Genomic DNA, 14,513 nt, shown 5'->3' with positions numbered 1-14,513 from the left:
GAGGCGATGCGCGGATAGTCCGCGCCGCCGCGGCGCCATCACTCTCCGATCAGCGGCATCACCAGCGGCCGTTCGGCCAGGCTCTCGCTGCCTTCCAGCAGGCGCAGCGCTTCGGAGATGGCGCTTTCCGGCCCTTCGTGCGTCACCATCGCCACCAGCACGGTATCGTCGCGACCGGGTTCGCCATGCCCTTTCTGGATCAGGCTTTCGATGGAAACGCCCGCATCGCGCATGGCGGCGGTTATTTCCGCCAGCACGCCGGGGCGATCCGCCACCTCGAACCGGATATAGGCCTTGCCGGTGCGATGCCCGGTTTCGGCGGGCGGCGCGGTGTCGAGGTCCGCCACGGGTATGGAGAACGGCGCGCCGATATCGCCGCGCGCGATGTCTATAAGGTCGGCCACAACCGCGCTTGCGGTCGGCCCGTCGCCCGCGCCCGCGCCCTGGAACAACAGGCGGCCCACGAAATTGCCTTCGGCGACAACCGCGTTGGTAGCCCCGTCGACATGGGCCAGCGGGTGGTCGCGGTGGACAAGGTGCGGGTGCACGCGCTGGAACAGGCGGCGTTCGCCTTTTTCATCCACTTCGGTTTCGGCCATGCCGATAAGCCGGATGTAATAGCCCAGCGCCGCCGCCTGGGCGATGTCGGCTGAAATCACGCGGCGCACGCCGGTGGCGCCCACGGCCTTGAAATCTACCGCCGTGCCGAACGCGATCGACGACAGGATCGCCAGCTTGTGCGCGGCGTCGATGCCGTCGATGTCGAACGTGGGGTCGGCCTCGGCATAGCCCTTGGCCTGCGCTTCGCCCAGCACGTCTGCAAAGTCGCGGCCGGTGTCCTCCATTGTCGAGAGGATGTAGTTGCAGGTGCCGTTGAGGATGCCATAGACGCGCTCTATCGCGTTGGCCGCCGCGCCTTCCTTCAGCCCCTTGATCGCCGGTATGCCGCCCGCGACGGCAGCTTCGAACTTGAACGCGGCTTTCGCGCCTTCGGCTTTCGCCGCCAGTTCCAGCCCGTGGTGCGCGACCATCGCCTTGTTCGCGGTGACCAGCGATTTGCCCGCATCGAACGTCGTGCGCGCAAGCGAAAGCGCCGGGCCGTCCGACCCGCCGACCAGCTCCACCACGACGTCCACATCCTCGCGCTCGCCCAGGATCACCATGTCGTCCACCCAGGCATAGCCGGACAGGTCGACGCCGCGATCCTTGCCGCGGTTGCGCGCGCTGACCGCCACGATGCGGATTTCGCGGCCCGCGCGGCGCGCGATCAGGTCTGCATTGGTTTCGATCAGTCGGATCACGCCGGCGCCGACCGTACCCAGGCCGGCAAGCGCGATGCGCAAGGGTTCGCTCATGTCATGTCCATCTGCTGGAATTGCGCGCGCCCCCTAAGGCATGGGGAGCGAAAAGGCGAGTCCCGCGCGGGAATCCGCCGAAGTGGCCGTGCCTATCCGGCCCCGAGCCGCGCGCGGACCTCTTGCGGGATCGGCATCGGCGTTCCCCGTTCCAGATCGACGTGCACGTTGACCAGTTTCATTTCCGCGCGCAGGTCGTCTCCTCCCTGCCCGGACGCGCCGTGCAGTTCGAACCGCGTGACGATGCTCGTGCTGCCAACGCGCTCGGTCCAGACGCGCCCTTCGATCAGCTCGTCATAGCGGATCGGTGCGCGGTAATCGACTTCGGCTCTCACCACGTGAAACTCAAGCTCGCCGATGTCCGTCTGGTGGATGCCGGTGGCGCGCCAGTATTCGGTGATCAGAACGTCCGCATATTCAAGGTAGCGCGAATTGAAGACCACCGACTGGCCGTCGATCTCTGCATAGCGCACGCGGAAGGTATGGCGAAAAGGCTCGGTCATGAGCCGCGCCTATAGCCGAGTGCGCGGGCAAGGAAAGCCCGCCGCCTGGCCTTCGCGCCTTACCTTTCGCGCGCGCGTCTCAGGTCCGCGTGCGGGGGCAGGGGCCAAGCTCGCGCATCACCAGCGCATAGTCGGCCGCGGCCTTCTGCCGGTCCGCCGGGTCTTCCGAAAGGTTGGCGCGCGCTGGCAGCGTGTGCGGCAGGAAGCACGCCATGCGATACCACAGCAGCGTGTCGCGCCGCGGCGGATGGGCGGACTGGTCCACGATTTCGGTCAGGCTCACGCCCCAGCGCGGCGGCTCACCCGGGCGGCGAAGCACGCTGACCGAAACCGGCTGGCCGCCGGGCGTGGCAAGGAAGATCTGCGTCTCGCCCTCGCCCGCCAGGTTGCCGGGAACGTGCATTGCCTCGCGCACGCCGGTGATTTTCGGTGGCTTGTCGGGAGAGACCATCGCGGTGAGGATGGAGCGCACCTGCGCCTCGCGCGCGGGGGTCCATTCGATCTGCGCATCGGGCGCGACAAGCGCCAGCTGGTCCGCGTGGCCAGGGACGGAGCGGGCGAACAGGATCACCTTCTGCTTTTTCAGCTTCGGCACCTTGCCGCGCGAATCCAGCGGCACGTCGGCAAGATAGCTTACCGATTCGCCCAGTCCCGTGCCGATCAGCAGCGCGGACGTGTCCGCCTCGACGTAGATGCGCACCATTCCGGGTGCAACGCCGGGCGCGCGTTCCGCCTTCAGCGGCGCAACCTTGTGCACCGTGGCGATGGCGACAAGGTTCGATGCGCCGGCCAGATCGGCCAGGTCGGCATATGTGGGGCCGGGCAGCGCGGGGCTGGCGGCCTCTTGCGCGGAAACCTGCGGAATCTGGGGAATGCAGGCCGCGGCAAGGGCCAGGGCGGCGATCCGGCGGCGCGGGAAACAAGGGAACATCGAAGGGCTCTCCGTCGGGTGCTGGGCGCGGCTGGCGCGCGGGTGGCGGGCGGCCTTGCAATAGAGGACGTCCACGGGTGAATTGCCGGTTAACCGATAAAGCATTTGCGCGCCTAGGGCATCGGCGTTAAAGCTCCCGACCGATCGGGCAGCGCAATAACAATCGCCCGGCACATGCTGCCTCCGGATGCCCTGCGTTCGTTGGTGGTCGCTCCGGGGTTGTCCGGCAGGGTGGATGAAACTACAGGGTTTGGCCTTCACGCGGGGATTGACCTTCCTGCGCGGAGGCATTGTCTCGGTCGGGGCACGGGCCGCGCAAGCGGAAGCGAGCCGCGACAGGGTCGAGTATCAGGAGTGCAGGAGCTGAATGGCATACGCTGACCAAAAGATGAGCGGCAACAAGATGACTGCGCTCGTCATCGTCGCGATCCTTCACATCATTGTCGTCTATGCGCTGGTCACGGGCCTTGCGTATTCGGCGGTGAAGAAGATTCGCGAGGTGACTACGGCGGTCAACATCAAGGATGAACCGCCCCCGCCGCCGCCGCCGCCACCTCCGCCGAAGGATAACACGCCGCCGCCGCCGCCCATCGTGGCGCCGCCGCCGCCGATTACCTTCAACGCGCCCGCGCCGCAGGTCCAGGCTGTGACGACGCCGCCGCCGGCTCCGCCGCCGATGGTCGTTCTTCCTCCGCCGCCCGTCGCGCCGCCGCCGCCGCCGCCGCCGAAGCCGACGCCGTTCAGGACGCGCGGCAATCCCGGCAACTGGGTGACGCCGAACGATTACCCGTCGCGCGCCCTGCGCGAGGAACGCGAAGGCACGACCGGGTTCCGTCTGGATTTCGATACAGATGGCCGGCCCACGAATTGCACGGTTACCAAGTCCAGCGGCAGCGCCGATCTTGACGAGGCAACCTGCAAGAACCTCATGCGCCGCGCCCGCTTCAGGCCGGGTGAGGTCAATGGCCAGCCGGTTGCCGGTTCGTACAGCAGCTCGGTTCGCTGGGTGATTCCGGACTGATCCGGAATCACACCTGGCACCGATCCAAAAGTCTTTGATTCCGTAATCGTTTCGATCACGTTTCGAATTTTATAAGAGGAAGACCCGCAAATGCTTATCCACATGCTTGCCGCCGGGGCCGCTGCCGCTGCTCCGCAGAACAAGTTCGGCTTCGTCGAGGCGCTGGAGCAGGGCGGTTTCATCGCTTATGCGACCGTCACCATCCTTGGCATCATGTCGTTCGGTTCGTTCTACATCCTGTTCACCAAGTTCTTCGAGCAGAACAAGCTCATGAACCAGTACAAGAAGAACGTGTCGGCCTTCTGGCGCGCGCCCAACGTCAAGGAAGGCGCCGCGAAGCTCGACAAGAACAGCGCATGGCGCCAGCTCGTCGACGACGGCGTTGCCGCTGCCGACCAGCAGTCGAAGATGACCGACCAGGTCGAAGCGCACGACTGGCTGCACGGTTCGCTGGCCCGTTCGGAATCGACCATCAACGCCAAGCTGGCCGGCGGTCTTCCGTTCCTCGCCACCGTGGGTGCGACCGCGCCGTTCGTCGGCCTGTTCGGTACCGTTGTCGGTATTTACCGCGCCCTGATCGCCATCGGCCTGGCCGGTTCGGCCTCGATCGACAAGGTCGCGGGTCCGGTCGGTGAAGCGCTGATCATGACCGCCATCGGTCTGCTCGTCGCGGTTCCCGCCGTGCTTGCCTACAACTGGCTGCAGGCGCGCAACAAGAAGATCAGCGGCATGCTCGCCGGTTTCTCGACCGACGTTCTCGCCAACCTGAGCTCGGGTGGCGCGGTCAAGCCGGCCGTTGCTCCGGCTGCCCCGGCCAAGCCGGCCCCGGCTGCCGCCCCGGCCAAGAAGTAAGCTAGGACGACCCCGGGCGGCCGTCGGCCGTCCGGCGCAAGCGGGTAACAAGTCCGGAGGCGGTCGAACCCGGCCCCTCCGGCTCCTCCCCGCGGCAGGAATTGGATAGGACGTAACTCATGGCAATCAATGTTGGCGGCGAAGGCGGTCAAGAAGCCCCGATGTCGGACATCAACACCACGCCGCTCGTCGACGTGATGCTGGTGCTGCTGATCATCTTCCTAATTGCCGTCCCGGTCGCCATCCAAACGGTCGAAAAGCTCAAGATCCCGATCCTTCCCTCGGAAGAGACGCAGGACAAGGTCGAGAACCTTCAGCTCGCCGTCGTGTCGACCGACGCACAGGGCCGCAGCCCCGGCGATCCCGGTTACGAGGGATCTTCGCGTGGCGGACAGTGCCGCGTTTACATCAACAACATCACGCCGGTTGATTCGGAACAGCTTTACCAGCAGGCCTTCGATCGTCTCGATGCGATCGTTAAGCGTGAAGGCGGTGCGGCGAACATGTCTCCGGACAAGATCCCCGAAGTCCACATTCGCGGCGACGTGAACGTTCCGTGGAAGTGCATCGCGGGCACCATCTACAACGTGCAGGCCGCCGGCTATCCGAAGGTCGGCTTCATCTCGAACCCCGTCGACCCGAACGGCTGATCCCGGGCGGACGACAGGCGTGACGAGAACGAACAGGAGTAACGCATCATGGCAATGAGCGGCGGCAAGGACGACGGCTCACCGATGATGGAGATGAACACGACGCCGTTGATCGACGTCATGCTCTGTCTCCTCATCATCTTCATCATGTCCATTCCGGTGGCCACCAACGCGGTCAACATCGACCTGCCGCAGGCGACCCCGCCGAATGCGAACCAGACGATCGACCCGGTGAAGAACAAGCTGGTCCTGACCCAGCAGAACACGATCCTTTGGAACGGCGCAGAGACGACCGAAGGTCAGCTGATCTCGCTTCTCCAGGCGACCAAGGCGATGGACCCCGAGCCGGAACTGCAGTTCCAGCCCGAAGAATTTGCGAGCTACGAAATCGCCAACCGGCTGATGAAAGACATCACGACCGTCGGCGTTACGAAGTTCGGCTTCGTGGGCAACGAACAGTATCGCGTGTTCGGCAAGGAATAAGCCGAAGACCACGCAGCGATATGCGAAAGGGGGCGGAGCGATCCGCCCCCTTTTTTGTGGTCCGGGCATTTTCCGGCCTGCCACTGGCATGGCTACCTTTTTCGGCCCTTCCGGCGCCATGGGCCGTGCAAGCGTTGCCCGGCCGAGACGGACCAGACGTCAAGAAGCGCTCTAATCCCCGCGCATCGCCGCCGCCGCCAGGCTTTCCGCTTCCACCAGCAACGCATCATCGGCCGATCCGGCGGGCAGCGATTCGCTGCCGATCATCACCAGCACCGGCACGGCGAGCGGGCTGACGCGGTCCAGCTCGACGTGGACCAGTTGCCCGGCGGCGCGATCCAGCAGGTCGCCCAGCCGGCCCACGTCGGTCATCCGCGCACGGGCATCGGCCCAGGCCGCCTGAATCAACAGGTGATCGGGCTCATGCTTGCGCAACACGTCGTAAATCAGGTCTGTCGAGAAGGTCACTTGCCGCCCGGACTTGCGCTTTCCCGGATGCTGCCGCTCCACCAATCCGCCGATCACCGCCACTTCGCGAAATGCCCGGCGCAAGAGATAGCTGTCCTGCACCCAGCCGGTGAATTCGTCGCCAAGGATGTCGGGCGAAAGCAGGGTGGCCGGATCGCGCACCGGTTTCAGCCCCCAGACCGCCAGCGCATAATCGTTGGCGACAAAACCCATGGGCGAAAGCCCCTGTGTTTCCATCCGCCGGGTGAGCAGCATGCCAAGCGACTGGTGCGCGTTCCAGCCTTCGAACGGATAGAACACGCTGTAATGCCGGCCCTGGAAAGGAAAGCTTTCGCACAGCAGTTCGCCGGGGGGGGGCAGGCGACTGCGCCAGTCCTGCATCTCAAGCCATTCGCGCACATCGTCGGGAAAACGCGCCCAGCCTGCGCGATCGGTCAACATCGCGCGCACGCGACCGGCAAGGTGCGTGGTCAGCGGCATGCGAGCGCCCATATAGCTGGGGATCTGCGCCGACCGTTTCGCCGCGCGCACGATCAGATCGAGGTCTTTCAGTGCTTCAACCGCAAGATCCATTCCCGCGAAGCGGAAAGTATCGCCCGGCCGCAGCGTCGCGCCGAAATTCTCCTCCACCTTGCCCAGCGACCGTCCGTTGCGGAACCGCACGTCCAGCATTTCGGCATCGACGATAATGCCCGCGTTCAGGCGGTGGCGCGCGGCCATTTCCGGGTGGGCGAGCCGCCACGTGCCGTCGCGCGCACGCACGATGCGGCGGAACTTGTCATAGGCGCGCAGGGCATAGCCACCCGTCGCCACGAACTCCAGCACGCGCGCCCACACGCCATCGTCCACCCAGGCATAGGCCGCGCTTGAGCGCACTTCGGCCAGCAGCGCCGCTTCGTCGAACGGGCCTGCGCAGGCGGTGCCCATCACGTGCTGCGCCAGCACGTCCAGCCCGCCGGGCCTGAAATCCTCGCCGTCGCGCTGGCCCGCCTCCACCGCATCGCGCGCGGCGGTGGCCTCGAGGAATTCGAAGCGGTTTCCGGGGACGAGCAACGCGCGACTGGGCTGGTCGAGCCGGTGGTTCGCCCGGCCGATGCGCTGCAACAGGCGCGATGATCCCTTGGGCGCGCCCATCTGCACGACAAGGTCTATGTCGCCCCAGTCGACGCCGAGGTCGAGACTGGCGGTGGCCACAAGCGCGCGCAACTCGCCCCGCGCCATCGCGCCCTCCACCTTGCGCCGCGCTTCCTTCGACAGGCTGCCGTGGTGGATGCCGATGGGCAACGTATCCTCGTTCGCGTCCCACAGCAGCTGGAAGATGTATTCGGCCAGGAAGCGCGTGTTGGTGAAGATCAGCGTGGTGCGGTTGGCCTTGATCGCGTCGTAAAGCTGGGGCACCGCCCACGCCGCCGCGTGCCCACCCCACGGCACACGTTCCTCAACCGGCAGCAGGATGTCCACTTCCGGCGGCGCCCCGGCCTCGCCTATTACCATGGCGACACGGTCGATCTCACCCCACGGTGCCAGCCACGCACGGAAGGCTTCGGGATCGGCCACCGTTGCGGACAACGCGGCGCGGCGTGCTTGCGGCGCCATCGCGTTCAGCCGCGCCAGCGCCAGCGCCAGCAGGTCGCCGCGCTTGCCTGTGGCGAAGGCGTGTACCTCGTCGATCACCACGCGCTGCAGCGTGGCAAAGAGCTGCGCGCTTTCCGGATAGGACAGCAGCAGCGAAAGCGATTCGGGGGTGGTCAACAGCACGTGCGGCGGGCGAGCGCGCTGGCGGGCCTTGCGATCGGACGGAGTATCGCCGCTGCGCGTTTCCACGCGGATCGGCAGGCCGATCTCTTCTATCGGAGCCAGCAGGTTGCGCTGCACGTCATGCGCCAGCGCTTTCAATGGCGAGACATAGAGCGTGTGCAGCCCTTCGGGCGGCGGCGCGCCGTCCAGCCGCGAAGGCGCGAAAGCGGCAAGCGTCGGCAGGAATCCCGCCAGCGTCTTGCCCGCGCCGGTATCGGCGGTGAGCAGCGCGTGAAGCCCGGCATCGTCCGCCGCCAACATCCCCGCCTGATGCCGCCGCACACGCCACCCGCGCTGCGCGAACCAGCGTGCGATTTCAGGAGGAACCTGGGCAGTCATCCCGCAGGAAAAGCATGGACGGGGGCCTGGCGCCACACCTTGCTGAGGCAAGTGTCGCCGGGAAGCCTATTTGCCGGCGTCAGCCTGCTTCCCTGCCGCGCGTTCCATGCCCCGCTGGATCTGATCCTGCGTCAGTCCGGTCAGACGCGCGAGCGTTTCGCGCTGATCGGCGCTCAGGTCATCATAGCCTCGGCGCGGGGGCAGGCCGGACGTCGCGGCACTGACCTTTGCCTGCATCGTTTTCATGTTGTCCAGCATCTTGGGCAGCCCCTTCATCGAAGCGGCAAGGATGTGCGGGTCGGACGCCAGCATGTATGACCGTCGGGCATAGACGAGGCCGGTGGGTGTCGTGAAGAACGCAAGGATGTCATCCAGTTGGGCATCGGTGAAGTTCACCGCATAGGCCTGCGCCATGCCGACGCGCATATCCGGCTCCATAGCGGACATAGCCTTGCCCATGCTTTCCTTGAATACGCTCATCTGCAATGCGTTGCGCTGTTGCCAGGCGGGATCAAGGATCGCTTCGATTTCGCCCGCCGCTTCGGGCGAAAGGTCAAGCGTGCCGGGAGACCGCCCAAGCTGGCGCGCGATCTCCATGGCGCCGGGCTTTGCAAACTTCTTCATCATCGGATCGAGGATGCGGCTGAACATAGATCCCATCAGGGACTGCATGGTTCCGGGCGGCATGATGGTGCCAACGATCCGTTCCGCCTTTGGCAGCCGGGCCTGTTGTTCGGCCGTAAGCGGTTCGGCCTTGAACATGTCGGCCATCGCCGCCACGGCCATTTGTTCATCCGCGCTTGACCTGGCCGTTTGCGGCGCAGCGAAGGTGGGTTGGGCTGCCAGCATGAACGTCGCCGCGCCCATGGCGAGGATAGTGCGAACCTTCAACCGCTTTTCTCCCTCGGGAAAATGAATCAATGCCCCGCCTGCGCGCCGCGCGTGATGCCGGATTTGCCGAGCTGGTCGTCGATCTGGGCCATCAGGCGCTCCAGCCCGTCCTCGCTTTCGCTTTCGGCGCGGGCGACCAGCACGTCCTGCGTGTTCGATGCGCGCAGCAGCCACCAGCCGTCGGGCGTGTTGACGCGCGCGCCGTCTGTGTCGTTGACCTCCGCGCCTTCGGCCTTCAGGCGCGCCAGCACTTCGTCTATCGCGGCGAACTTGCGGCTTTCATCGACCTGGAAGCGCATTTCGGGCGTGTTGATCATCGCCGGCATCGCGCCGCGCAATTCGGTGACGGACCTGCCCAGCCGCGCGCTGGCGGCGATCAGGCGGACGGCGGCGTAAAGTGCATCGTCGAAACCATAGTATTCGTGCGCGAAGAACACGTGGCCGCTCATCTCCCCGGCCAGCGGGCTGCCAGTCTCTTTCATTTTGGATTTGATAAGGCTGTGCCCGGTTTTCCACATCAGCGGCTTGCCGCCCAGTTCGGCAACGCGGTCAAACAGCGCGCGGCTGGCCTTCACATCCGCGATAATCGTGGCTTCCGGCACCATTTTCAGCAGGTCTTCGGCATAGATCATCAAAAGCTGGTCGCCCCAGATGATCCGTCCTTCGCCGTCGATCGCGCCGATCCGGTCTCCATCGCCGTCAAAAGCGACTCCGAAGTCGAGATTATTCGCGGCGACTGCCGTCCTCAGATCGGCAAGATTCTTTTCCTCGGTAGGATCGGGATGATGATTGGGAAAACTTCCATCGACATCGGTGAACAGCAGGACATGTTCGCCCGGCAGCTTCGCGACCAGCTTTTCGAGCGCGGGGCCGGCAGCGCCGTTGCCCGCGTCCCACCCGATGCGCAGCGATGCCAGTTTCGCCTTGTCGACGCCATCAAGCCCGGCGACGAGCCGGTCGACATAGGCGTCGATGATGTCAATGCTTTCGCACGTGCCGGTGCCGTGGAGCCAGTCACCCGCCTCGGCCAGCCGCCCGAGGTCGAGTATGTCGTCTCCGAAGAACGGCTTGCCCCCAAGTACCATCTTGAAGCCATTGTAATTGGGGGGATTGTGGCTGCCGGTTATCTGGATGCCGCCATCCACATCTTCCATTGACGCTTCGGCGTAATAGAGCATCGGCGTCGGCCCCAGACCCACGCGTACCACGTCCACGCCGCTGGCGGTAAGCCCTTCGGCCAGCGCGTGTTCCAGCATGGGCGAACTGATGCGTCCGTCATACCCCACCGCAACCTTGCTTCCCCCGGCGCGGCGCACCCGTGTTCCGAACCCGCGCCCGATCGCGCGCGCATCGTCGGGGCCGAGCGTTTCGCCGATGATCCCGCGAATGTCGTATTCGCGCAGGACAGTCGGGTGGAAGGTATAGGTCATTTTTCAAGCTTTCCTGTTCGGCGATGCGTTGTCCAGCGCGTCAGTCCCGGCCGCTGCGTCCCAGCCGCGCGAGCAGCAGGTCGCGCGCGGCATCGGCTTCGTGAACGGCCTCGTTCGATCCGCCCCGGTCCGGGTGGACGGCGGCGATGCGGCGGCGGTGCGCCTCCACGATTTCCTGCCGGCTTGCATCCTCGCGCACGCCCAGCATGGCGCGGGCGCGCGATGCCGCGGCGGAACGGTCTGCGGCTTTCAGCAGGTGCCACGGCCAGTGGCCGGACAGCAGCTTCACCGCGATAGCGGCCAGCACGACAAGCCAGACGATCTTCAACATCGCCCTATCGCTCCCCCGCTTGCGCCAGCGCCAGTTCGGGCTGGTCGCGCGTGGCGGTGGGCAGGGCCAGTCCGGCGACGAGCTGGCGCAGTTCCTGCCGCGCGACAAGGTGGCTGGTACCCAGTTCGCCCAGGTGCCCCTTGTCCAGCAGGGTCAGCCCGGAAGGAAAAAGCTCGCGATAGATCACGCGTTCGGAAAGCCCGCTGGCGACGCGGAATCCCACGCGCTTTGAAAGTTCGGTCAGCGCCTGGTCGATGCGGCGCTGGTTGCGCGCTTCGGTATAGCCGGTGCGGTTGCGCACCACGACCCAGTCCATGTCCTTGCGCTGTTCGCGGATGGTTGTCAGCGCGCGCTTCTTGCGCGCTTCCCAGATCAGTTCGGCATAGAACGAAAGGCGGCGCACCTTGAACGTTTCGGCATCGACCTGTCCGATCAGGTCGAAGTCCACGAAACTGTCGTTCAGTGGCGTGACCAGCGTATCCGCGCCGGTCGCCACGTGGCGCGCCAGCGGATCGTCGCGGCCCGGCGTATCGAACAGCACGAAATCGTGGCTTTCGCCCAGCCGCGCGGCGATGGCGTCCAGTTCTTCCGCGCTGTCGCCCGAATAGACCTCGCACGTCGCGCCGGGCAGCGTGATATCGCGCCGCTTCTGCGTTTCGGCGCGGTTTTCGAAATAGCGGTGCATCGTGCGCTGGCGCGCGTCGAGATCGATCGCCGCGACTTTCGCGCCGCGATAGGCAAGCGCAACCGCCACGTGGACCGCGGTGGTCGATTTGCCGGTGCCGCCCTTTTCGTTGGCGAAGACGATGCGATGGGGAACGAAAGGCGCCATGGCCAAGGCGAGTGCTCTCTTCTTGTCTGTGCCGGTCTGCGTGCGCGCGGCTTGCCGCCGGCATGTTGCGCGCACTACAGACCGCAAGGGTTACGTCATCGCGACGAATTAGAGGACAAAGGGCCAAACGTGCAAACCATCAATCGGCTTGAAGACCTGCGCAAATGCGTGGCTGCGCTGAAAAACGGGGGAAAAACGCTCGCCCTTGTCCCGACAATGGGCGCTTTGCACGAAGGGCACCTTACGCTGGTGCGCGAAGCAAAGGCGCGCGCCGGTGCGGTGGCGGTGTCGATCTTCGTCAATCCGCGCCAGTTCGGTGCGAACGAGGATCTTGACGCCTATCCGCGCCAGCTTGCCGCCGACGCCGCGATGCTGGAGGCCGAAGGGGCAGACCTGCTGTGGGCGCCCACGTCGGACCAGATGTATCCCGATGGCTATGCCACCAACATCTCTGTCTCGGGCGTCAGCGAAGGCGCGTGCGGTGCGGCCCGGCCCGGCCATTTCGACGGGGTGGCAACGGTGGTGTGCAAGCTGTTCAACCAGGTCACGCCCGACATGGCGCTGTTCGGTGAGAAGGACTGGCAGCAACTGGCGGTGATCCGCAGAATGGCGCGCGACCTCGATCTCACGCGCCCGCACGTGGACGCGATTATCGGGGTGCCCACCGTGCGCGAGGCGGACGGCCTCGCCCTGTCCAGCCGCAACCGATACCTGTCCGAAGAAGACCGCCGTCGCGCCGCCGCGTTGCCCAAGGCGATGAAACAGGCGATTGCGGCGATTGAAGGCGGCGCGGAGGTCGCGCCCACGCTCCACACGCTGGAAGGCGCGCTGATCGACGCGGGGTTTGCCAGCGTCGATTACGCGGACCTGCGCGATGCGGAGACGCTGGCCGAACTCTATGCGCCGGGCGAACGCCCCGCGCGCCTGCTGGTCGCGGCGCGGATCGGCGGCACGCGGCTGATCGACAACATGGGTGTCGGATAGCCGGCCGCATGGATGCCAGAGCCGGGGAGAACCGGTAGAAGGACGAAATTCGACCTGAATCAAGGAACCGCCCGTCCCCGCGACCTATCGGATGAATCCATGATGCCGGGATCCCGCCTGCGATGAGCATGACCAGCCTTACCTTTGCCGGCGGCATGGTGCTGGGCCTTGCCAGCAGTCTGCACTGTGCGGGCATGTGCGGGGGCATTGCTTCTGTGCTGTCGATGTCGGCCGAACCGGACAGCGACGCACCCGCCGCGCGGATGCGGGGACTGCTGACGCTGCAGGCCGGGCGCGTGCTGGCCTATTCGCTGATGGGCGTGGCGGTCGGCGGGCTGGGGGCGGCGGTGATCGCCCGGTTCGACCACCCGACGCTTTACCTGATGCTGCGGCTCTTCGCGGCGCTGTCGCTCGGCTGGATCGGGCTGTCGCTGACCGGCCTTGCGCCGGGGATCGCGGTAGCGGACCGGCTGTTCGCGGCCATTGCGGACCGCATCCGCGCCGGTGCCGCAGCGCTGCACCTAAGCGGCAGCGCGGGCACGGTGGCGATGGGGCTGGCCTGGGGATTCGTGCCCTGCGGCATGGTCTATGGCACGCTGGTTTTCGCGGCGATGACAGGCACGCCCATCCGCGCGGCGGGCGTGATGGCGGGCTTCGGGCTGGGCACGATCCCGGCGGTGACGGCGGCCGCCTTCGGCGCAACCTCGCTGCGGCGGCTGGCGCACAACACGCGGTTGCAGGTGGGCGTGGGGCTGGCGATCATGGCGCTGGGCATGGCGAGCTTCGCGGTGCCGCAATCGACAATCGCGGCGCTGTGCGGGGTGTAGCGGACTTTGCGTAATTGCCTGCCCCGCTGCAACTAGTACCGCCTGCGGCGGCGCAAGTCTTGCTCCCCTCCCGCTTGCGGGAGGGGTCGGGGGTGGGCCAGCCCAACGTCTGCAATGGCGCCGTGTCCGGAAAGTCTTCTTTCGGCCTGAAGCGCCCGATAGCGGACGCACCGAACTAAAGCAGGGCTCCCTGCTCGCCGGGCGAGGGCTCCGGCGGCAGTTCCATCATCTCCGCGTCGGGGAACGGATGCTGCATCGCCGCCGCGCCCGTTCCGTCCGCGGTCATCCAGCGTTGCGCCATGTCGCGCCCGGCCAGCATCACCGGCATCGCCTTCGGGTGGATGCGCGCAACGGTTTCGTTGGCCGGGCAGGTGAGGAAGGCAAAGCGCGGGCCGCTGTCCGTGGGGCGCCACAGGCCGGCGAAGGCGAACAGGTCTTCGCCGGGCAGGGCGAACCAGTGCCTTACCTTGCGCCCGGTTGCCGGATCGGGCCTTGCCGACCATTCGCAGTACGCGGTGACGGGCACCAGGCATCGCCGCATCGGATCGGCCAGCGCGCCGCGCCACATCGGCGAGGCAAGGTTGCGCACGTTGGTGATGGACCGCTTCAAATCGCCGAACGGCGGCCAGCCCCACGCCATGCTTTCCAGCCGGCGCGTGCCGTCTTCCGTTGCCACGATTACCGGGGCGGCGCGATCGGGCCAGATCTCGTGCAGCGGGGGCACGTTGGCGCCGCCGGTTTCGACCGGGCCGAACAGCTGGCGCATTGCGTCCACATTGCTGGTCATGCGATAGAGGTTGCACATAGAAACGAACCTAC

Annotated in this window: 15 protein-coding genes; 6 read left to right on the top strand and 9 right to left on the bottom strand. The window is 66.0% G+C overall.

What is annotated here, in order from left to right; translation table 11 throughout:
* Positions 1 to 38: 38 nt before the first annotated feature.
* The 3 genes from RXV95_RS00880 to RXV95_RS00870 all read right to left on the bottom strand — a co-directional run bounded on the left by RXV95_RS00880 (position 39) and on the right by RXV95_RS00870 (position 2,894).
* Positions 39 to 1,355: a homoserine dehydrogenase gene (locus RXV95_RS00880; protein WP_338467144.1), complete on the bottom strand. Its 1,317-nt coding sequence runs from the start codon at positions 1,353 to 1,355 to the stop codon at positions 39 to 41.
* Between the two features lie 92 nt (positions 1,356 to 1,447).
* Positions 1,448 to 1,858: a thioesterase family protein gene (locus tag RXV95_RS00875; protein WP_338467143.1), complete on the bottom strand. Its 411-nt coding sequence runs from the start codon at positions 1,856 to 1,858 to the stop codon at positions 1,448 to 1,450.
* A 79-nt stretch (positions 1,859 to 1,937) separates the two neighbouring features.
* Entirely contained in the window at positions 1,938 to 2,894 is a 957-nt protein-coding gene (locus RXV95_RS00870; protein WP_338467142.1) for a hypothetical protein, read from the bottom strand.
* A 262-nt stretch (positions 2,895 to 3,156) separates the two neighbouring features.
* Here RXV95_RS00870 and RXV95_RS00865 point away from each other — a divergent pair, with 262 nt between their 5' ends.
* From RXV95_RS00865 to RXV95_RS00850, 4 genes are all read left to right on the top strand, one after another.
* On the top strand, positions 3,157 to 3,810 hold the full coding sequence (locus RXV95_RS00865; protein WP_338467141.1) for an energy transducer TonB: 654 nt from the start codon (positions 3,157 to 3,159) through the stop codon (positions 3,808 to 3,810).
* Positions 3,811 to 3,900: 90 nt separating this feature from the next.
* A complete protein-coding gene (locus RXV95_RS00860) occupies positions 3,901 to 4,662 on the top strand; it encodes a MotA/TolQ/ExbB proton channel family protein (RefSeq protein ID WP_338467140.1) in 762 nt (253 codons plus the stop codon).
* A gap of 119 nt (positions 4,663 to 4,781) precedes the next feature.
* Positions 4,782 to 5,312 (top strand): biopolymer transporter ExbD, encoded by a 531-nt coding sequence (locus RXV95_RS00855; protein WP_338467139.1) that lies wholly within the window; start codon positions 4,782 to 4,784, stop codon positions 5,310 to 5,312.
* Between the two features lie 48 nt (positions 5,313 to 5,360).
* The gene (locus tag RXV95_RS00850) at positions 5,361 to 5,795 is read left to right on the top strand and encodes a biopolymer transporter ExbD (protein ID WP_338467138.1); all 435 of its coding nucleotides are present in this window, start codon (positions 5,361 to 5,363) and stop codon (positions 5,793 to 5,795) included.
* Positions 5,796 to 5,966: 171 nt separating this feature from the next.
* Here RXV95_RS00850 and RXV95_RS00845 read toward each other — a convergent pair whose 3' ends face one another.
* The 5 genes from RXV95_RS00845 to RXV95_RS00825 all read right to left on the bottom strand — a co-directional run bounded on the left by RXV95_RS00845 (position 5,967) and on the right by RXV95_RS00825 (position 11,883).
* Positions 5,967 to 8,399, bottom strand: coding sequence for a ligase-associated DNA damage response DEXH box helicase (locus tag RXV95_RS00845; RefSeq protein WP_338467137.1), 2,433 nt, complete (start codon positions 8,397 to 8,399; stop codon positions 5,967 to 5,969).
* 66 nt (positions 8,400 to 8,465) lie between these two features.
* Positions 8,466 to 9,290, bottom strand: a complete 825-nt coding sequence (locus RXV95_RS00840) for a DUF2059 domain-containing protein (protein WP_338467136.1) — start codon at positions 9,288 to 9,290, stop codon at positions 8,466 to 8,468.
* Between the two features lie 26 nt (positions 9,291 to 9,316).
* On the bottom strand, positions 9,317 to 10,720 hold the full coding sequence (locus RXV95_RS00835) for a phosphomannomutase/phosphoglucomutase (RefSeq protein WP_338467135.1): 1,404 nt from the start codon (positions 10,718 to 10,720) through the stop codon (positions 9,317 to 9,319).
* Between the two features lie 40 nt (positions 10,721 to 10,760).
* Positions 10,761 to 11,051: a J domain-containing protein gene (locus tag RXV95_RS00830; protein ID WP_338467134.1), complete on the bottom strand. Its 291-nt coding sequence runs from the start codon at positions 11,049 to 11,051 to the stop codon at positions 10,761 to 10,763.
* 4 nt (positions 11,052 to 11,055) lie between these two features.
* A complete protein-coding gene (locus RXV95_RS00825) occupies positions 11,056 to 11,883 on the bottom strand; it encodes a division plane positioning ATPase MipZ (protein WP_338468599.1) in 828 nt (275 codons plus the stop codon).
* Between the two features lie 129 nt (positions 11,884 to 12,012).
* On the opposite strand from RXV95_RS00825, the gene panC reads away from it, so the two are divergent.
* Together panC and RXV95_RS00815 are read left to right on the top strand one after the other, a co-directional pair.
* The gene (gene panC, locus RXV95_RS00820; protein WP_338467133.1) at positions 12,013 to 12,867 is read left to right on the top strand and encodes a pantoate--beta-alanine ligase; all 855 of its coding nucleotides are present in this window, start codon (positions 12,013 to 12,015) and stop codon (positions 12,865 to 12,867) included.
* 122 nt (positions 12,868 to 12,989) lie between these two features.
* Positions 12,990 to 13,694, top strand: a complete 705-nt coding sequence (locus RXV95_RS00815) for a sulfite exporter TauE/SafE family protein (protein ID WP_338467132.1) — start codon at positions 12,990 to 12,992, stop codon at positions 13,692 to 13,694.
* A gap of 175 nt (positions 13,695 to 13,869) precedes the next feature.
* On the opposite strand, the gene RXV95_RS00810 is transcribed toward RXV95_RS00815, so the two are convergent.
* Positions 13,870 to 14,499: an SOS response-associated peptidase family protein gene (locus tag RXV95_RS00810; RefSeq protein WP_338467131.1), complete on the bottom strand. Its 630-nt coding sequence runs from the start codon at positions 14,497 to 14,499 to the stop codon at positions 13,870 to 13,872.
* Positions 14,500 to 14,513 lie beyond the last annotated feature (14 nt).

Origin of the sequence: Novosphingobium sp. ZN18A2, assembly GCF_036784765.1 — a bacterium.
GTDB lineage: Bacteria > Pseudomonadota > Alphaproteobacteria > Sphingomonadales > Sphingomonadaceae > Novosphingobium.
This window is presented reverse-complemented; position numbering and strand designations above follow the sequence as displayed.